This is a genomic window from Polymorphobacter fuscus, assembly GCF_011927825.1.
Lineage (GTDB): Bacteria > Pseudomonadota > Alphaproteobacteria > Sphingomonadales > Sphingomonadaceae > Sandarakinorhabdus > Sandarakinorhabdus fusca.
In genome coordinates, this window is sequence record NZ_JAATJI010000001.1 from 2,361,074 (window position 1) to 2,379,129 (window position 18,056).

An 18,056-nucleotide genomic window follows, 5' to 3' on the forward strand; every position below is an offset into this window, starting at 1 on the left:
TGCGAGTTTGCGAACGGTTCGCAATATGGGCGCCAAGGAGGCACCATGCGCCAGGAAATCGCCAAGACACTGACCTATCTGACCATCCACCTGACCATCGGGTTCAGCGTCGCCTATGCGATGACCGGAAGCTGGCAGATCGCCGGCGGCATCGCCATCATCGAACCGTGCATCAACGCCGTGGCGTTCTTTTTCCACGAGCGCGCCTGGCGCTTCGATTGGGCGACGTGGCGGCAGGGGCGCCAGGCGTTGCAGCCGGCTCGCTGAAAACGTCAGGGTGCAGCCGGGGTCGGGCGTGCTAAAAGGCCGCCGACGATCCTTGGGAGTGCATCACCATGCGCGAATATCTGAAATTCTACATCGATGGCGAGTGGGTCGACCCGGCCGTGCCGGCGCAGGTCGACGTCATCAACCCCGCCACCGAGGCCGTCGCCGGCGTCATTTCGATGGGCAGCGCCAGGGACGCCGACCGTGCGGTGATGGCGGCGCGCAAGGCCTTTGCCGGCTATTCGCAGACCAGCCGTGCCGACCGGATCGAGCTTTTGCAGAATATCCTCGGCAAGTATCAGGAGCGGTTTGCCGAGATCGCCGCGGCGATCACCGAGGAAATGGGCGCGCCGGGCTGGCTCGCCATGCAGGCGCAGGCCGCCATCGGTGTCGGCCATCTGATGACCGGCATCGAGGTGCTGAAGAACTACAAGTTCGAGGAGCTGCGCGGATCGACGCTGATCGCGCATGAACCGATCGGCGTCTGCGCCTTCATCACGCCGTGGAACTGGCCGATCAACCAGATCGCCTGCAAGGTGGTCCCCGCCATTGCCACCGGCTGCACGATGGTGCTGAAGCCGTCGGAAATCGCGCCCTTTTCGGCGATTTTGTGGGCCGAGGTGATGCATGCCGCCGGGGTCCCGGCCGGGGTGTTCAACCTCGTCAATGGCGATGGGCCGACGGTTGGCGCGGCGCTGTCGTCGCATCCGGAAGTCGATATGGTCAGCTTCACCGGCAGCACCCGCGCCGGCATCGAGGTGGCGAAGAATGCGGCGCCGACGGTCAAGCGCGTCCATCAGGAACTGGGCGGCAAGTCGCCCAACATCGTCCTCGATGACGCTGATCTGGAAGTCGCGGTCGCCGGCGGCGTCAAGTCGGTGATGACCAACAGCGGCCAGTCGTGCAACGCGCCGACCCGGATGCTGGTCCCGGCGGCCAAGATGGAGGCTGCGAAGGCGATCGCCAAGGCCGCCGCCGAAGCAACGACCGTGGGTTCGCCCGATGGCAATGCCGCGATGGGGCCGGTGGTCAGCGAAACGCAATGGACGAAGATCCAGGGGCTGATCCAGAAGGGCATCGATGAAGGCGCGACCCTTGTCACCGGCGGCACCGGGCGGCCGGAAGGGCTCGACAAAGGCTATTATGTCAAGCCGACGATCTTTGCCGATGTGTCGAACGACATGACGATCGCGCGCGAGGAAATCTTCGGGCCGGTTCTCGCCATGCTGCCGTACCAGAGCGAGGAACAGGCCGTCGCGATCGCCAATGACACGGTCTATGGCCTTGCCGCCTATATTCAGGGCGACGCCGAACACGCCCGCAAGGTGGCGCGCACGCTGCGCGCCGGCCAGGTGGCGATCAACTATGCCGCGCCCGACATGATGGCGCCGTTCGGCGGCTACAAACAGTCGGGCAATGGCCGCGAATGGGGCGACCACGCCTTTACGGACTTCCTCGAGACCAAGGCGATTCTTGGCTGGGGTGCCGCGGAAGCGGCGGAATAATCCGGGCTTCCCCTCTCCCCGCGAGGGAGAGGGGTGGCGAGCGCAGCGAGCCGGGGTGAGGGCGAGTGCCGCATCGACCGAACTATGATGCCGAAGCACTGGTCCCCCGGGCGCGCCTGCTGCGGGCCGATGCGACGCCGGCGGAAAAAGACCTCTGGCAGATGACGCGCGCCGCACGGCTTGGCTCGGCGAGCGCGGGTTGACGGTGCTGCGCTTCGCCAATGCCGAGGTGCTGGAACGGCCGGCGCAAGTTTATGTGACTATTTTGACGGCGTTACGTACCCTCACCCCGGCGCTGCGCGCCGCCCCTCTCCCTCAAGGGGAGAGGGGAAGGAAGGAGAAGATTTCATGACCATCCACACCAAGATCTGCGACCTGCTCGGTGTCGAGCATCCCGTTCTCCTCGCCGGCATGGGCGGGGTGTCCTATGCCGAAGTCTGTGCCGCGGTGTCGGCGGCGGGTGGTTTCGGCTCGCTCGGCATGGCGGGGGTGTCGCCGCGCGGCATTGCCGACCAGATGGCGCGGGTGCGCGATCTGACCGACAAGCCGTTCGGCGTCGACCTGCTGACCGCCCAGCCCGAATCGCTGACCGCCAGTGTCGATGTCATCATCAAGGGCGGCGCCAGGGCGTTCATCGCCGGGCTGGGGGTGCCGGTGGCGATCGTCGAGGAGCTGAAGGCCGCCGGCGTCATCGTCATGTGCATGGCCGGCAATGTCCGCCATGCCGTAAAGGCCGCCGAGGCCGGCTGCGACGTCATCATCGCGCAGGGGACGGAAGGCGGCGGCCATACCGGTTCCGTCGCGAGTGTCGCGCTGTGGCCGCAGGTCGTCGACGCCGTCGACATTCCGGTCATCGCCGCGGGCGGGCTGTTCGACGGCCGCGGGCTGGTCGCGGCGCTGTCGTTCGGCTGTGCCGGCGTCTGGCTCGGCACGCGCTTCATCGCCAGCGAGGAAGCCCATGCCGGCCAACCGTACAAGGACGCCATCGTCGCCATGAGCGAAAGCGACACGATGATCAGCAAGGTGTTCACCGGCAAGACGCTGCGCGCCATCGTCAATGACAGCAACCGCGATTTCGACAACCGCGACGCCAAGCCCTTTGCCGCCCAGGTCGCCGAATCGGTCCAGCTCAACCGGCTGGGGCCGATCGCCGGTGTCGTCGACAATGTCGATCCGGCAACCCAGTGCCTGGCGGCGGGCCAGGGCGGCGGCGGCATCCACAATATCCTGCCGGCCGGCGAGATCGTCCACCAGATCGTGGCGGAAGCCGAAGCCGTTCTCGGCCGTATGCCCAGGGCGGCATGATGCGGCCGGTGTTCGGGGCGGCGCTGCTGCTGGCGATGCCGGCGGCGGCGCAGACACCCGCATTCCACCCCGGCCCGGTCCTGCCCGACGTCGCGCCGGTGGCGACGATCGCCAGCGACATGGTCATTCCCAAGGGCACGGTGTTCAAGGTCACCTTCGATGTGACCGGCCAGGCGACGCCGGGCACCGTCAACACCCGCTTCGAATCGGCGGCGCGCTTTCTCAACGCCCATGTCGAGGCCGGGGTGCCGGAGGCGGACATCCATGTCGCCTATGTCGTCCACAGCAAGGCGATCGTCGACCTGCTGCGCCCGGCGCCCTATGCGGCGCGCACCGGCGGCAAGACCAACGCCACGGCGGCGCTGGTGGCAAAGCTGCTCGCGCACAATGTCGATTTCTATGTGTGCGGGCAGAGCGCCGCGGCGCAGGGGGTCGCCAACGCCGACCTGTTGCCCGGGGTGAAGATGGCGATCTCGGCATCGAGCGCGCATGCCCTGCTCGGCATGCAGGGCTATACGCTGATCCCGTTCTGACGCCGGTTACTTCGCCAGCAGCGCCAGTGCCGCCACGGTGTCGATCTTGGCGCCGAGCGGAATAGCCGGCAGGTCGATGGCGAAGTCGTTGTTGTGGTTGGCGAAGGGGAAGGGCCGCCCGGCGGCCTTGGCGGCGGCGAAACGCGCCGGTTCGGCGATGCCGATGAGCAGGAAGGTATAGGGCACATCGGTGCCGGCAAACGCCTCCTGAAAGTCTTCGGACCCCATGACGGACGGGAAATCGGTCAACAGCTTGCCGTCGCCGAGCAGCGTCGTCAGCGCCGGCGTGACGGCGGCGACGAGCGTGGGGTCGTTGCGCAGCGGGCCGGCGCTGCCCTTCATCTCGCGGACCGGCACCTTGGCTTCGGGCAGGCCGGCGCCGAGCACGATGCCCTTGTTGATCTCGTCGATCCGCGTCAGCAGCCGATCGCGGGTCGCCCGATCGAACCAGCGCAGGTTCAGCCGCAGTTCGGCGCTGGCCGGGATGACATTGTTGTCGCGTCCCGCCTCGACGGCGCCGACGGTCAGCACGGAAGGCGCCTGCGGATCGACCGAGCGGCTGACGATGGTCTGGTACGCCAGCACCGCCTGCGCCGCCATGACGACGGGATCGATGGCGAGTTCCGGCGATGAGCCATGGCCGCCGACGCCGGTGAAGGTGACGTCGAGCTGGTCGGTGCCGGCCATGCGCACCCCCGGGGCGTTGACGGCGACGCCGACTGCCAAGGGTACGGCGTGGCTGCCAAGGGCCAGGTCGGGTTTGGGAAAGCCGCGTGTCAGCAACCCGTCCTTGACCATCGCCTGGGCGCCCATGCCGATTTCCTCGGCCGGCTGGGCATAGACCACCAGCGTTCCCGACCAATCCGCCTTGAGCGTCGTCATCGCCTTGGCAAGGCCGAGCAGCCAGGTGACATGGGCGTCATGGCCGCAGGCGTGCATCACCGGAATCTCGGAGCCATCGGCGAGTCGCTGCGGGGTGGTCGCCGCCCAGGGCAGGCCGGTCGCTTCCAGCACGGAATTGGAATCCATGTCGGCGCGGAACCACAATGTCGGGCCGGGTCCGTTGCGCAGCACACCGACGACGCCGGTCTTGCCGATGCCGGTCGTCACCGCATAGCCGAGTGCCTTGAGTTCGCGGGCGACGATCCCGGCGGTGCGGGTTTCGGTGAAGGCGATTTCGGGATGCTGGTGCAGATCCTTGAAGATTGCCGTCAGCCGCGCCGAATCGGCATCGATGGCGGCGCTGGCCTTGGCAATGAGCGCCGGCGATACCGGAGCGGCGAGCGCCGGCGCGGCAACCAGGGTTGCTGCAAATCCGAGGCACCGCAGGCGCGTGGCAAACGACATGGCAAAAGCCTCCCCCGAAACGACGGACACGATTCTCTGCCTCTTGCGCCGGTCACGCAACCCGAAACGACTACCAGAAGCGGCTGCCCTCGATGCCCTTGAACGGCCCGGCGACATCGGCGGTGATCCAGCCGCCGTAGAAGCCGTCGGGTTGCGGCCGGGCCTGTTCATCGTCGACGAAACAGCCATCGAAGGGCCCCGCGTAGAAGGCGATATGATCACGCAGGGCGGCATAGGCGGCGACGGGGGTCGGATAGCTCCAACCGACCGCCAGCAGCGGAGTGCCGCCGGCGATGACATCCCAGTAAACGGCATTGCCCTTCCATTCGCAAAAAGAACTGCCGCGCCCCGGGCGCAGCAGCGCCATGTCGATGTCGGCGGGCGGGATGTAATAGCCGGGCGGATGGCTGGTTTCGAGCAGGCGCAGCGCCCGCACCGAATCGGCGACGACGGCGCCGGCGTGGACGATGCGGATGCGGCGCGACGTCGGTTCGAGGCGCGGCGGCCGCGGATAATCCCAGACGCTTTCCTGCCCCGGGGCGACGGGATCCGGAACCGGCGTCACAGGCTGCGCAGCGCGCCCCAGGCGGCGACGCCGATGAGGACAAGGGTCGGCAACATGGTCAAGGCAAAGCCCAGGCTGCGCTTGGCCGGATCGACATAATAGCTGCGGGCATACAGCAGCCGGCCGATGCACCAGACCAGCCCGACCATGGCGGTGATGGCGTCGCCGAGCACCGGTGCCGCCAGCGCGATCGCCGGCAGGAACAGCACGATCTGTTCCATCGTGTTGAGGTGGACGCGGTTGCGCTTGTCGAACTCGGGATGGCCGCCGGCCTGCGGTGCCGGCACATTATAGGTCATCCGCGCCCGGCCGGCGACGATGCTGAAGCCGAACAGGATCAGCAGCGCGACCAGGATGGTCAATGTCGTCAGTGGAAAGGATGCCATCGTCGTCGCCCCCGGAAAATTGAGTCCTGCCCAATTTTCTAGGCCTTGCCCTGGCGCCCGGCAAGCGGGTGCGTCAGCGCGGTTTCAGGCTGGGGGCGATGCGCGCTGCCTCGGCAGCGGTCGATTCGGGGGACGGAACGCCGCTGTCGGCGGCGCCGGCGGCGGCGCGGTGGATGGCCTTGCGAATGCGCGGATAGGTGCCGCAGCGGCAGATATTGGTGATGGCGCCATCAATATCGGCGTCGCTGGGGGCGGCATTCTCCTTCAGCAGCGCCGCCACCGCCATGATCATGCCCGACTGGCAATAGCCGCATTGCGGCACTTGTTCGGCGATCCATGCCTGCTGGACGGGGTGGGACCGGTCATCGCTCAGGCCTTCGATGGTGACGACGAAACTGCCTTCGATGCTGCCGATCGGCACCTGGCAACTGCGCGCCGCCTTGCCATCGACATGCACGGTACAGGCACCGCACAGGCCGGCGCCGCAGCCATATTTTGTTCCGGTCAGGTTCGACGCGTCGCGCAGCGCCCAGAGCAGCGGCGTCTCGGGCGGCATCTTGAAATGCACAGGATTGCCGTTGACGGTGAATTTGGTCATCGAAGGCAGGCAATAGCGCAAGGAATCGCCCGATGGAACTGACCACGCTCGACTATGTCGTTGACGGCGCCATCGCCCGGGTGACGATGAACCGGCCGGCGGAACTCAACACCATGAACAAGGCGTTCTGGACCGAGATCATCGACGTGTTCGCAGCGATCGACGCCGATCCGGCGGTGCGCGTTGTCATCATCGCCTCGACCGGCCGGCATTTCACCGCCGGACTCGACCTCGGCATGGCATCGGCCAGCATCGGCGCGGTGCCGAGCGACCCCGGCCGGGCCCGCGAGTCCTTCCGCCGCCACGTCAAGCACATGCAGGACAGCTTCACCGTCGTCGACAAATGCCGCGTGCCGGTGATCGCGGTGGTGCAGGGCGGCTGCATCGGCGGCGGGGTCGACTTCGTCACCGCCTGCGACCTGCGCCTGTGCACCGAGGATGCGTTCTTCACCATCCAGGAGGTCAACATCGCCATCGTCGCCGATGTCGGCACGCTGCAGCGCATTCCCTATCTGCTGCCGCAGGGGCTGGTGCGCGAGCTGGCCTATACCGGACGGCGCTTTCCGGCGGCAGAGGCCCGGCAATATGGCTTTGTGAACAGCGTCGCCGCCGATCACGCCGCGGCGCTGGTCGCTGCCGATGCGCTGGCCCAGCAGATTGCCGCCAAATCGCCGCTGGTCATCGCCGGGATAAAGCAGGTGCTCAACGAAGGCCGCGACCTGACGATCGCGCAAGGGCTGGAATATGTCGCGGTCTGGAATTCCGGCATGTTGCAGGGCGAAGACGTGCCCAATGCCGTCAAGGCCCAGATGGCCAAGCAGCCCGCGGTGTTCGCCGACCTGATCGGTTGACCCGGTTCGCGCCTTGCCCTCCGTAAACTTCCGAATTGCCACCGCGACACATCACCCGCTTGCCCCCGACGTTGCATCGCGTCATACGGGCGGCAATCTCTGCCGGGGCATCCCCCGGCGTCTCTTGTCACGGGGCCATGATGCGCAACCTGTCGCGCCTGTTCTTGCCGTTGCTGATCGCCTTGGCACCATTGCCGGCTTTCGCCCAGACCGATGCGCCGATCGCAGCGCCGGTCGAAACCGTAACCACTGCGCCGGTGCCGACGGCGACGCCGCAGTTCACCGCACCCACGGCCGGCATCGGCCAGCCGGGTGGCGGCATCCAGTTGCAGACGCCGGTGACGCCGATCGGCGTGGAGGCGCAATATCTGGCCAATGGCGTCCTCAACCCGTTGATGGCGGCGACATCGGTGTTCGTGCTCATTCTTCTGGCCTGGACGGTGTTCCGCTATCGCGCCGCCGCCAATCCGGTGGCATCGAAGACCAGCCACAACACGGTTGTCGAAGTCGTGTGGACGCTGGTTCCGGTGCTGATCCTGGTCTGGATCGCGGTGCCGTCGTTCCGTTTGCTTGCCAACCAGTACAGCCCGCCCAAGGCCGACATCACCATCAAGGCGATCGGTCATCAATGGTACTGGGAGTATGAATATCCCGACCAGGGTGGTTTCAGCTTCGATTCGGTGATGCTGACCGATGCGGAATCGGCCAAGCGCGGCAGCCCCAAGCTGCTCGATACCGACAATCGCATCGTCGTTCCCGCCGGCGCGACGGTGAAGGTGCTGACGACTGCGGCCGATGTGATCCACAGCTTTGCCGTCCCCAGCTTCTGGGTGAAGATGGACGCCGTGCCCGGCCGCATCAACGAGACCTGGTTCAAGGTCGATCGCCCGGGTGTCTATTTCGGCCAGTGTTCGGAGCTTTGCGGCACCAAGCACGCCTTCATGCCGATCGCCGTGGAAGTGGTGACGCCTGCCCGCTTTGCGGAATGGGTTGCCGCCAAGCAGGCGGAAAACGGCATCACGCCCGAAGCCGCCGTGCCCGCAGCGGCCGGCCAGGCGCCGCCCGTCACCGGCGCCGCGCCGCTTCCGGCTGCTCCCGGTGTTACCGCTCCCGCCGGCAATGTGACCACGCCGGTCGCCGCCGCTGCCGCCCCAACTCCTGCCGCTTAAAAGGGCCCGACCCATGGCAACCCCCAGCGCACTCGTCGGCACTGCCGATCATGCCCATGACGACCATTCGGACCACACGCTGAGCTTTGTTCAGCGCTGGCTGTTTTCGACCAATCACAAGGACATCGGGACGCTCTACCTGATCTTCGCGATCATCGCCGGGACCATCGGCGGCGCGATTTCGGGGGTGATGCGGCTGGAACTGGCGCAGCCGGGCATCCAGTATCTGACCTGGTTCACCGAAGGCAATCTCGACGCCTCCTACCATCTCTGGAACGTCTTCATCACCGGCCATGGCCTGATCATGGTGTTCTTCACCGTCATGCCGGCCATGATCGGCGGTTTCGGCAACTGGTTCGTGCCGATCATGATCGGTGCGCCGGACATGGCCTTCCCGCGCATGAACAACGTGTCGTTCTGGCTGCTGGTGCCGGCGTTCCTGCTGCTGATCGGGTCGATGTTCGTCGAAGGGCCGGCCGGCTTTAACGGCGCCGGCACCGGCTGGACCATGTATCCGCCGCTTTCGACCCAGGGTCATCCGGGGCCGTCGGTCGACATGGCGATCCTGTCGCTGCACATCGCCGGGGCGTCGTCGATCCTGGGGGCGATCAACTTCATCACCACCATTCTCAACATGCGTGCTCCGGGCATGACGCTGCACAAGATGCCGCTGTTCGTCTGGTCGGTGCTGGTCACCGCCTTCCTGCTGCTGTTGTCGCTGCCGGTCCTGGCCGGTGCGATCACCATGCTGCTGACGGATCGCAATTTCGGCACGCACTTCTTCACGTCCGATGGCGGTGGTGATCCGGTTCTGTACCAGCATCTGTTCTGGTTCTTCGGCCACCCCGAAGTCTATATTCTCATCCTGCCCGGATTTGGCATCATCTCGCAGATCATCTCGACCTTCTCGAAGAAGCCGGTGTTCGGATATCTCGGCATGGCCTATGCGATGGTCGCCATCGGCTTCATCGGCTTCCTGGTGTGGGCGCACCACATGTTCACCGCCGGGCTCGACGTGAATACGAAGATGTATTTCACCGCCGCCACGATGATCATTGCGGTGCCGACCGGCATCAAGATCTTCTCGTGGATCGCGACGATGTGGGGTGGCTCGATCGAGTTCAAGACGCCCATGCTCTGGGCGATCGGCTTCATCTTCATGTTCACCGTCGGCGGTGTCACGGGCGTTATCCTGGCCAATGCCGGTGTCGATACCTATTTCCACGACACCTATTATGTCGTGGCGCACTTCCACTATGTGCTCTCGTTGGGCGCCGTGTTCGCCATCTTCGCCGGTTTCTATTACTGGTTCGGCAAGATGAGCGGCAAGCCGTACAATGAATTCCTCGGCAAGCTGCACTTCTGGGTGTTCTTCGTCGGGGTGAACATCATGTTCTTCCCGATGCACTTCCTTGGGCAGGACGGTATGCCGCGGCGCATCCCGGACTATCCGGAGCAATATGCCTATTACAACCAGATCGCGAGCTACGGTTATGCGATCATGGCTGTCGGCATGCTGATCTTCTTCCTCAACCTGGTGGTCAGCCTGTCGACCAAGAAGCGTGTCGCCGGCAACTATTGGGGCGAAGGCGCGACGACGCTGGAATGGACGCTGTCGTCGCCGCCGCCGTTCCACCAGTTCGAAACGCTGCCCATCATAAAGTAAGGTGTGGTCCCCTCCCGTGCGCGGGAGGGGATATTTAGTATGAACCAGCCCGATGCCTTGATCGCGACTGCGCCGGACACGGCCTTTGCGGAGTGGCGCGATTATTTCGCGCTGCTGAAGCCCCGGGTGATGATCCTGGTCGTCTTCACCGCCGCCTGTGCCATGGCCGTGGCCCCCGGCACCATCCACCCGTTCCTGGGCTTTGTCGCGATCCTGTGCATCGCGGTCGCCGCCGGTGCCGCCGGGGCGCTCAACCAATGGTATGAAGCCGATATCGACGCCCTGATGAAGCGCACCGCGTCGCGGCCGCTGCCGGCGGGAAAGATGGAGCCGCGCGAGGCGCTCAACTTCGCCATCGCGCTCAGCGTCGGGTCGGTGACGATGATGGGCCTGGCAACCAACTGGGTCGCGGCCTTCTGGCTTGCCGTGTCGATCCTGTTCTACGTCATCGTCTATACCGTCTGGCTGAAGCGCCGCACGCCCCAGAACATCGTCATCGGCGGTGCGGCCGGGGCCTTTCCGGTCATCGTCGGCTGGGCCGCCGTCGCCGGCGACACGTCGCTGTTGCCCTGGCTGTTGTTCGCCATAATCTTTCTGTGGACGCCGCCCCACTTCTGGGCGCTGGCGCTGTTCATGGAGGCCGATTACTCCAAGGCCGGCGTGCCGATGCTGCCCGTTACCCATGGCCTTGCCCACACCCGAAAGCAGATCCTGGGTTATTCGGCGCTGCTGGTGCCGATCACCATCGCGCCCGCGGTGCTGGGGCTGACCGGCTGGGCCTATGGCGGAACCGCGGTGACGCTGGGCATCATCTTCCTTGCGATGGCGGTCAAGGTCGCGCGCAGCCACAGCGCGCGCGCGAGCGACATGGCGGCCGAAAAGCAGTTGTTCAAATTCAGCCTTCTCTACCTCGCCTGTCTGTTCGGCGCGCTGGTCGCCGACAGGTTGCTCCTCGCATGATCCCCGACACTACCGCTGCCTGGACGCCCGCCGAGCGCGCTGCGTTCGAGGCCAAGCGCCGGTCACGCAACATCGCGCTCGGGCTGGTGCTCGGGGCGCTGGTGCTGCTCTTTTTCGGCATCACGGTCGTGCGCATGGCGCCGGGCCTCGACAACGGCAAGCCGCAGGTCGGCACGCCTGTCGCCGGTCCCGCGACGGCGCCGCGATGAGCGATCTTGCCCTCGCGCGCGCCAAGCGCCGCACCGGACTGCTGGCGGCACTGATGGCGGTGGCGATGATCGGCCTCGCCTATGCCAGCGTGCCGCTTTACCGCCTGTTCTGCCAGGCCACCGGCTTCGGCGGCACAACCGGTCGTGCCGAAGCGACGGCGGTGCCCGGCGCCGACCAGCTGCGTGCCCTTGGCGGCCGGACGATCAAGATACGCTTCGATTCGAACACTGCGCCGGGCATGGCGTGGCGCTTCGCCCCGCGCGATCGCGACACCGAAATCAAGATCGGCGAGAAGCGGCTGGCCTATTTCAGCGCCACGAACCTGGCCGCCGGCCCGACGACGGGCCGCGCCATCTTCAACGTCTCGCCCGATGTCGCCGGCGCCTATTTCCGCAAGATCGAATGTTTCTGCTTTACCGAACAGACGCTGGCAGCCGGCGAAACCGCGCAGATGCCGGTGACCTATTTCATCGATCCGGCGATTCTCGATGACCCCGACGCGAAGAAGATCGACGAGATCACGCTCAGCTACACCTTCTTCCCGGTGGACAATCCCGAAGCAAAACCGGTAAGCGCCACCGCATCAACCGTTCCAGGCAACAAGGGCTAAAGCCAGATGGCCGCCGGCAAAACTCATGATTTCCACATCCTCAGCCCGTCGCCATGGCCGATCGCCATGTCGGGGTCGGCGCTGGTGCTCGCCGCCGGCGCGATCGGCTGGATGCACAAGGCCGCCTGGGGCATGCCGGTGTTTTTCCTCGGTCTCGCGCTGGTCATCGCCATGTTCTTCTACTGGTGGTCGAGCGTCGTCCATGAAGCGAATACGGGTGACCATACGCCGGTCGTCCAGCTCCACCACCGCTACGGGATGATCCTGTTCATCGCGTCGGAAGTCATGTTCTTCGTCGCCTGGTTCTGGGCCTATTTCAATGCCGCGCTGTTCCCCAGCGCCCATGAAGGCATCAACGGCACCTGGCCGCCGTCGGGCGTCGAAATGCTCGACCCCTTCGTCTTCCCGCTGATCAACACCGTCATTCTGCTGCTGTCCGGCACCACCGTCACCTGGGCGCACCACGCGCTGATCCATGGTGATCGCAAGGGGTTGAAGCAGGGACTGTGGCTGACGATCGTCCTCGGGCTGATTTTCAGCTGCGTCCAGGCGTTCGAATATATGCACGCCGAGTTCGGCTTTGCCGGCAACATCTATGGGTCGACCTTCTACATGGCGACCGGCTTTCACGGCTTCCATGTCATCATCGGGACCATCTTCCTGATCGTTTGCCTGGCGCGTGCCTACAAGGGGCATTTCACCCCGCAGCAGCATTTCGGTTTCGAAGCAGCTGCCTGGTACTGGCATTTCGTCGACGTCGTCTGGCTGTTCCTGTTCATTTCCATCTATGTCTGGGGCTCGCGCTTCGGCGCCGCCGTCGCGCATAATGCGTTCAGCTGACCCGGATCTTGGTTGACCCCATCCCCTCGGCGACGATCGCGCCGGGGCGGGTGGCGCTGACCGGCTGTTGCCCGCGCTGCGGCAAGGGGCGGCTGTTCGCCGGGGTCCTGCGACTTGCGCCGCGGTGCAGCGTGTGCGGGCTCGACTACGACACCTTCAATGTCGGCGACGGCGCCGCCAGTTTCCTCATTCTCATCGTTGGCGCCATCGTCACCGGCCTGGCGATGTGGCTGGAACTCAGCCGCTCGCCGCCCTGGTATGTCCATGCGCTGCTGTGGGTGCCGCTGTCGCTGGCGCTGACGCTGGGTCTGTCGCGAATCGCCAAGGGCCTGCTGGTGGCGCTCGAATATCGACATGAGGCACGGCAGGGCCGGTTGTGAAGCGACTGCCGCTGGTTCCGACGCTGTTGACCTTCGTGATGCTGACGGTGCTGATCGGCCTCGGCCTGTGGCAGCTGCAGCGGCGCGAATGGAAGCACGAGCTGGTTCGCCAGCTGCAAGCGGCGCAAACGCTGCCGCCGCTCGAACCTGCCGACTTCACCGCGGCGATGAACGGTACCACCAGTGTCCAATATCGGCGTGCCGAGCTGCCGTGCTCGCCGGGCCGGGTGCTCCCCTATGATCTGAAAGGCGGCAGCAGCGCCGCCGGCGAATCGGGCTTTCTGATCCTGGTGTCATGCCGGCCGCATCGCCGCCCGCCCGATATCGTCGCGGTCGCCGGCTGGACGAAGCGCCCCGATGCCGCGCGCGTGCCGATCATGGTCGATACCGTCTTCACCGGCCTGATCATCGAACGGCCCTATGGCGATGCCGTCGGCCGGCCGCAGTTCATGCTCATCCCCGACACCGCGGTGCCGCCGCTGGTGCCATCGCGCCTGCCCAGTCCGCAGGACCTTCCGGACAACCACCTGTCCTATGCCGGCCAGTGGTTCGGTCTCGCTGCGGTGCTGGCGGTGATCTACGGCCTTTGGCTTCGGCAACGGCTGGCGGTTGCAGGCAGGGCGCCGCGGCCCTAATCGCTCAGCGCATGCGTTATATCTCCACCCGCGGCACAGCGCCGATTCTCGATTTCCAGGGCGCCACGCTCGCCGGCCTTGCCAGCGACGGCGGCCTTTACGTGCCCGAAGATTGGCCCAGCTTCAGCCCCGCCGACATCGCCGCGCTGGCGGGCCTGTCCTATGTCGAAACCGCGGTGCGCGTCTGTGCCCCATTTGTCGGCGATTCGCTCACCGAGGCCGAGCTGCGCGACATCCTCACCCGCGCCTATGCCGGCTTCAGCCATGTGGCCGTGGCGCCGCTGGTGCAGCTCGATGAACGCCACTGGCTGCTCGAACTGTTCCATGGTCCGACGCTTGCCTTCAAGGACGTCGCCATGCAGGCGCTCGGCCGATTGTTCGAAACCTTTCTTGGCCGATCGGGCGGCCATGTCACGATCATCGGCGCCACGTCGGGCGATACCGGCTCGGCGGCGATCGATGCGCTGGCCGGGCGCGACGGGGTGGAAGTGTTCATGCTCCATCCGCAGGGGCGCGTATCGGAGGTGCAGCGCCGCCAGATGACGACGGTGCTGGCGCCGAACATCCACAACATCGCCATCCACGGCAATTTCGACGATGCCCAGGCGCTGGTGAAGGCGATGTTCAACGATGCGGCCTTCGCCAGCCGATTCGCACTGTCGGCGGTCAACTCGATCAACTGGGCGCGGCTGATGCTGCAGATCGTCTATTATTTCTACGCGGCGGTCCGCCTCGGTGCGCCCGATCGCCGGGTAAGTTTCTCGGTGCCGACCGGCAATTTCGGCGATGTCTTCGCCGGCTATGCGGCGCGCGCCATGGGTTTGCCGATCGACCGGCTGATCGTCGCCACCAACCAGAACGACATCCTCCACCGGGCATTGTCGCTCGGCGATTATTCGACCGGCAGCGTGACGCCGACCGATGCCCCGTCGATGGACATTCAGGTCAGCAGCAATTTCGAACGGCTGCTGTTCGACCTCGGCGGGCGCGACGGCGCTGTGACCGCGGCCGAAATGCGCGGGTTCGAATCGGCGCGCGCCATGGCGATTCCCGCCGACCAGCGCACAGCCGCCGCCGCCATCTTCGACAGCGCCGCGGTCAACGCCGCGGACATGCGGGCGGCGATTCGCTGGGCGCAGGACAGTTGCGGGGAAACGATCGACCCGCACACCGGAATCGCACTGGCAGCGGCGCGGGCGAGTGGCGGCACGACGCCGGTGGTGACGCTGGCAACGGCGCATCCCGGCAAGTTCGGCGATGCGGTGGAGCGGGCCAGCGGCGTGCGCCCGCAATTGCCGCTGCGCGCCAGCGGATTGTTCGACCGCGAGGAACGCTATGTCGTCCTGCCGGCGGACCTCGCGGCGATCGAGGCCCATATCGCCGCGCACGCCCGGCCCGTCGCATGAAGACGCCGGTCATTGCCCATACCGCGCACGGCCTGCGGGTCGCGACCTGCGCGACCCCGGGGGTGGAAACGGTCGCAGTCGCCCTCCACGCCGATGTCGGGGCGCGCTTCGAAGCGGCCGAGGACAATGGCCTCGCCCATTTGTTCGAACATATGGTGTTCAAGGGCACGGCGACTCGCAGCGCGCGGGCGATTGCCGAGGAGATCGAGGATGTCGGCGGCAACCTCAACGCCTGGACCAGCCGCGACACCACGGTCTTCCATGCCCGGCTGCTGGCCCGCGACCTGCCGCTCGGCATCGGCCTCATCGCCGACCTGGTGACGCGGCCGCGGTTCGACGCCGATGACCTGGCGCGCGAAAAGGACGTCGTTCTGCAGGAACTCGGCGAGGCCCGCGACACGCCCGACGACATCGTGTTCGATCACCTCCAGGAAGCTGCCTTTCCCGGGCAGGCGCTGGGCCGATCGATCCTGGGCAGCGAAGCGACGCTCGACCGGCTGACGGTGGACGATCTGCACGGGTGGCTGGCCAGCGGCTATCGCAACCCGCGCCTGACGCTGGTGGTTGCCGGCAAGGTCGATCACGCTGCGGTGATGCAGCTGGCCGAAGCGGTCTTTCCCAATGGCGGCGAATCGACGGCGCCGGCGCCCGAGCCGGTGGCCTTCGCGTCCGGCCATTTCGCCGATCCGCGGCGGTTCGAACAGGCGCAACTGACCAGCGGCTATCCGGCCCCTGGCCATCACGACCCGATGCACGATGCGGCGGCGCTGTTCACCATGGCCGCCGGCGGCGGGATGTCGTCGCGCCTGTTTCAGGAGGTGCGCGAATCGCGCGGCCTTGCCTATTCGATCAGCGCCGCTACCACCGCCTATGCCGATGGCGGGCTGATGAGCGTCCATGCGGCGACGGCGCGCAAGGATGCGGCGCGGGCCCGCGACCTGATCGATCGGGTGCTGGCCGAAACCGCTGCGTCCCTGTCCTCGGCGGAGCTGGCGCGGGCCAAGGCGCAGGCGGTCGCTTCATTGCTGATGGCGCTGGAAAGCCCGCAGGGCCAGGGCGATTATGTGGCCCGCAGTCTGCTCGTCCATGGTCGCCATGTGCCGCCGGCGGAAATCGTCAAGCGGATCGAGGCGGTCACGGTCGAGGCAGCGCGTGCGGCGGGGGCCGCCATGCTGGCGCATGCACCGGCGCGTGCCGAAATCGGAGCGGCGGTGAAGACTGTCCGCCGCGCCGCAGCGTGACCGGCCTGCACGTTCTCGTCACCCAGCCGTGGGATGACTATGCGCTGATCGATTCGGGCGGCGGGCGCAAGCTCGAGCGCTATGGCGACTTGCGCTTCATCCGTCCCGAAGCCCAGGCAATGTGGCAGCCGGCGGCGGCCGACTGGCAGGCCGATGGCGAATTTGTCGGCGGCAGCGACGAGGAAGGCGGCGGGCGATGGAACCTCGATCCGCGCGTGCCGGCGCGCTGGCCGGTGGCACGCGGTCCGGTGCGCTTTTATGCCAGCAACACACCGTTCCGGCACCTGGGGTTTTTCCCCGACATGGGCGGGCAATGGGACTGGATGCGCCAGCAGGTTGCCGGCCGGCGGGGCATGCGCGTGCTCAACATGTTCGGCTACACCGGCGTCGGCAGCCTGATCGCGGCCGAAGCCGGCGCCGAGGTCACCCATGTCGATGCCAGCAAGAAGGCGGTGGCGGCGGCGCGCGAGAACGCCACGCTCTCGGGCCTCGGCGTGGCGCCGGTGCGCTGGCTGATCGATGATGCGCTCAAGTTCATGCGGCGCGAAGTCCGGCGCGGCAGCAAATATCACGGGATCCTGCTCGATCCGCCCAAATATGGCCGTGGGCCGGACGGCGAGATCTGGCAGCTGGAACGCGACCTGCCCGAGCTCGTCCAGCTGGCCCGCCAGTTGCTTGCCGATGACGCGGCGTTCCTGGTGCTGACCGTTTATGCCATTCGCCTGTCGGCGCTGGCGCTCGACGCGCTGATGGCCGAGGTGCTGGGCGACCTGGGCGGCGTCATCACCTCGGGCGACATGGCGGTGCGGGAGGAGGCGCGCGGGCTGTTGCTGCCGACGGCGATTTTCAGCCGCTGGCAGCCGGCCTAGCCTCGCTTCGGCAGGCCTTGACGGCGGCCGGATCGGGGGCGCGGCCGGGCTTGAAAACGGCGAGATACCCCGGGGTCAGGTCGGTGATCGACACCAGGTCATAGCCGACCGAACGAACTTCGCAGACCAATGTCGCCTTGGGCATGCCATGGTCCTCGCTCGGCCGGTCGAGGTCGACGATGGCGAGGCGCCCGCCGGGTTTCAGGCTGCCGCGCAGCCGGTCGAGCAGCGCATAGGGCTGGGCGATCTCGTGGTACATATGGATCATCAAGGCGGTGTCCACACTCGCCGGTGCCAGCTTGGGGTCGCCTGCGGCGCCCAGCACGAAGCGGACATTGGTCAGGCCGGCCCGGCGGACCCGGCGCTTCAGGTCAGTCAGATAACGTGGCACCACGTCCTGGGCGACGACGCGGCCGCGCGGGCCGACGACGGGGGACAGGCGAACCGTGTAATAGCCACTGCCGGCACCGATATCGGCCACCGTCTGGCCGGCACCCAGGCCGAGCAGCCGGATGACATTTGCTGCCTCGCCGGCGCGATCGCGGCTGGCTTCGTTCGCCCAGGCGGGGCTGACGATCCGCGCCACTTCGCGCTGCGGTTGCGGAAAGGCCAGCGCCGGGGTTGACGCCAGCAACAGCAGAAAAGGGGCGAAACGCTTCAATATCCATACTCGCAGCTAGTATGGATGCTGTTCTGGCCGCTTGCTGCGGCCA

22 protein-coding genes are annotated in these 18,056 nt (G+C 66.4%); 17 read left to right on the plus strand and 5 right to left on the minus strand.

All coding sequences use genetic code 11. The annotated features are described in order from the left end of the window. Window positions 1-45: 45 nt before the first annotated feature. The 5 genes from GGQ62_RS11255 to GGQ62_RS11275 all read left to right on the plus strand — a co-directional run bounded on the left by GGQ62_RS11255 (window position 46) and on the right by GGQ62_RS11275 (window position 3,610). Window positions 46-267, plus strand: coding sequence for a DUF2061 domain-containing protein (locus tag GGQ62_RS11255; RefSeq protein ID WP_152577235.1), 222 nt, complete (start codon window positions 46-48; stop codon window positions 265-267). A gap of 68 nt (window positions 268-335) precedes the next feature. Further along, the gene (locus GGQ62_RS11260; protein ID WP_152577234.1) at window positions 336-1,772 is read left to right on the plus strand and encodes an aldehyde dehydrogenase family protein; all 1,437 of its coding nucleotides are present in this window, start codon (window positions 336-338) and stop codon (window positions 1,770-1,772) included. Window positions 1,773-1,926: 154 nt separating this feature from the next. Beyond that, entirely contained in the window at window positions 1,927-2,124 is a 198-nt protein-coding gene (locus GGQ62_RS11265; RefSeq protein WP_152577233.1) for a DUF559 domain-containing protein, read from the plus strand. Next, on the plus strand, window positions 2,121-3,077 hold the full coding sequence (locus GGQ62_RS11270; RefSeq protein ID WP_152577232.1) for an NAD(P)H-dependent flavin oxidoreductase: 957 nt from the start codon (window positions 2,121-2,123) through the stop codon (window positions 3,075-3,077). The genes GGQ62_RS11265 and GGQ62_RS11270 overlap by 4 nt, the downstream gene beginning before the upstream one ends. Beyond that, window positions 3,074-3,610: a DsrE family protein gene (locus GGQ62_RS11275; protein WP_152577231.1), complete on the plus strand. Its 537-nt coding sequence runs from the start codon at window positions 3,074-3,076 to the stop codon at window positions 3,608-3,610. Before GGQ62_RS11270 ends, GGQ62_RS11275 begins: the two co-directional genes overlap by 4 nt. A gap of 6 nt (window positions 3,611-3,616) precedes the next feature. Here the strand turns inward: GGQ62_RS11275 and GGQ62_RS11280 are convergent, their stop codons facing one another. The 4 genes from GGQ62_RS11280 to GGQ62_RS11295 all read right to left on the minus strand — a co-directional run bounded on the left by GGQ62_RS11280 (window position 3,617) and on the right by GGQ62_RS11295 (window position 6,506). Further along, on the minus strand, window positions 3,617-4,957 hold the full coding sequence (locus GGQ62_RS11280) for an amidohydrolase (RefSeq protein WP_152577230.1): 1,341 nt from the start codon (window positions 4,955-4,957) through the stop codon (window positions 3,617-3,619). 70 nt (window positions 4,958-5,027) lie between these two features. Next, window positions 5,028-5,522 carry a DUF427 domain-containing protein gene (locus GGQ62_RS11285; RefSeq protein WP_152577229.1) on the minus strand — a complete coding sequence of 165 codons (495 nt, stop codon included), beginning with the start codon at window positions 5,520-5,522 and terminating at the stop codon, window positions 5,028-5,030. Then, window positions 5,519-5,908, minus strand: coding sequence for an MAPEG family protein (locus tag GGQ62_RS11290; RefSeq protein WP_152577228.1), 390 nt, complete (start codon window positions 5,906-5,908; stop codon window positions 5,519-5,521). The genes GGQ62_RS11285 and GGQ62_RS11290 overlap by 4 nt, the downstream gene beginning before the upstream one ends. A 73-nt stretch (window positions 5,909-5,981) precedes the next feature. Then, window positions 5,982-6,506 carry a (2Fe-2S)-binding protein gene (locus tag GGQ62_RS11295; RefSeq protein WP_152577227.1) on the minus strand — a complete coding sequence of 175 codons (525 nt, stop codon included), beginning with the start codon at window positions 6,504-6,506 and terminating at the stop codon, window positions 5,982-5,984. A 32-nt stretch (window positions 6,507-6,538) separates the two neighbouring features. Here GGQ62_RS11295 and GGQ62_RS11300 point away from each other — a divergent pair, with 32 nt between their 5' ends. From GGQ62_RS11300 to GGQ62_RS11355, 12 genes are all read left to right on the plus strand, one after another. Then, window positions 6,539-7,357, plus strand: coding sequence for a crotonase/enoyl-CoA hydratase family protein (locus tag GGQ62_RS11300; RefSeq protein WP_152577226.1), 819 nt, complete (start codon window positions 6,539-6,541; stop codon window positions 7,355-7,357). 137 nt (window positions 7,358-7,494) lie between these two features. Then, window positions 7,495-8,526: a cytochrome c oxidase subunit II gene (gene coxB / locus GGQ62_RS11305; RefSeq protein WP_152577225.1), complete on the plus strand. Its 1,032-nt coding sequence runs from the start codon at window positions 7,495-7,497 to the stop codon at window positions 8,524-8,526. Window positions 8,527-8,539: 13 nt separating this feature from the next. Continuing rightward, window positions 8,540-10,192 carry a cytochrome c oxidase subunit I gene (gene ctaD / locus GGQ62_RS11310; protein WP_152577224.1) on the plus strand — a complete coding sequence of 551 codons (1,653 nt, stop codon included), beginning with the start codon at window positions 8,540-8,542 and terminating at the stop codon, window positions 10,190-10,192. A 39-nt stretch (window positions 10,193-10,231) separates the two neighbouring features. Next, a complete protein-coding gene (locus GGQ62_RS11315; protein ID WP_152577223.1) occupies window positions 10,232-11,152 on the plus strand; it encodes a heme o synthase in 921 nt (306 codons plus the stop codon). Then, entirely contained in the window at window positions 11,149-11,361 is a 213-nt protein-coding gene (locus GGQ62_RS11320; RefSeq protein WP_152577222.1) for a hypothetical protein, read from the plus strand. Before GGQ62_RS11315 ends, GGQ62_RS11320 begins: the two co-directional genes overlap by 4 nt. Next, window positions 11,358-11,972 carry a cytochrome c oxidase assembly protein gene (locus GGQ62_RS11325; protein WP_152577221.1) on the plus strand — a complete coding sequence of 205 codons (615 nt, stop codon included), beginning with the start codon at window positions 11,358-11,360 and terminating at the stop codon, window positions 11,970-11,972. Before GGQ62_RS11320 ends, GGQ62_RS11325 begins: the two co-directional genes overlap by 4 nt. 6 nt (window positions 11,973-11,978) lie before the next feature. Continuing rightward, on the plus strand, window positions 11,979-12,812 hold the full coding sequence (locus GGQ62_RS11330; protein ID WP_152577220.1) for a cytochrome c oxidase subunit 3: 834 nt from the start codon (window positions 11,979-11,981) through the stop codon (window positions 12,810-12,812). 8 nt (window positions 12,813-12,820) lie between these two features. Beyond that, window positions 12,821-13,192: a DUF983 domain-containing protein gene (locus tag GGQ62_RS11335; protein ID WP_152577219.1), complete on the plus strand. Its 372-nt coding sequence runs from the start codon at window positions 12,821-12,823 to the stop codon at window positions 13,190-13,192. Further along, window positions 13,189-13,827: an SURF1 family protein gene (locus GGQ62_RS11340; protein WP_152577218.1), complete on the plus strand. Its 639-nt coding sequence runs from the start codon at window positions 13,189-13,191 to the stop codon at window positions 13,825-13,827. Before GGQ62_RS11335 ends, GGQ62_RS11340 begins: the two co-directional genes overlap by 4 nt. An 11-nt stretch (window positions 13,828-13,838) precedes the next feature. Continuing rightward, window positions 13,839-15,233 carry a threonine synthase gene (gene thrC, locus GGQ62_RS11345; RefSeq protein WP_152577217.1) on the plus strand — a complete coding sequence of 465 codons (1,395 nt, stop codon included), beginning with the start codon at window positions 13,839-13,841 and terminating at the stop codon, window positions 15,231-15,233. After that, window positions 15,230-16,474 (plus strand): M16 family metallopeptidase, encoded by a 1,245-nt coding sequence (locus GGQ62_RS11350; protein ID WP_152577216.1) that lies wholly within the window; start codon window positions 15,230-15,232, stop codon window positions 16,472-16,474. Before thrC ends, GGQ62_RS11350 begins: the two co-directional genes overlap by 4 nt. After that, the gene (locus tag GGQ62_RS11355; RefSeq protein ID WP_152577215.1) at window positions 16,471-17,343 is read left to right on the plus strand and encodes a class I SAM-dependent methyltransferase; all 873 of its coding nucleotides are present in this window, start codon (window positions 16,471-16,473) and stop codon (window positions 17,341-17,343) included. The genes GGQ62_RS11350 and GGQ62_RS11355 overlap by 4 nt, the downstream gene beginning before the upstream one ends. Here GGQ62_RS11355 and GGQ62_RS11360 read toward each other — a convergent pair. Then, complete coding sequence (locus GGQ62_RS11360; RefSeq protein WP_152577214.1) at window positions 17,321-18,004, minus strand: class I SAM-dependent methyltransferase; 684 nt, start codon at window positions 18,002-18,004, stop codon at window positions 17,321-17,323. The genes GGQ62_RS11355 and GGQ62_RS11360 overlap by 23 nt on opposite strands. Window positions 18,005-18,056: the final 52 nt, after the last annotated feature.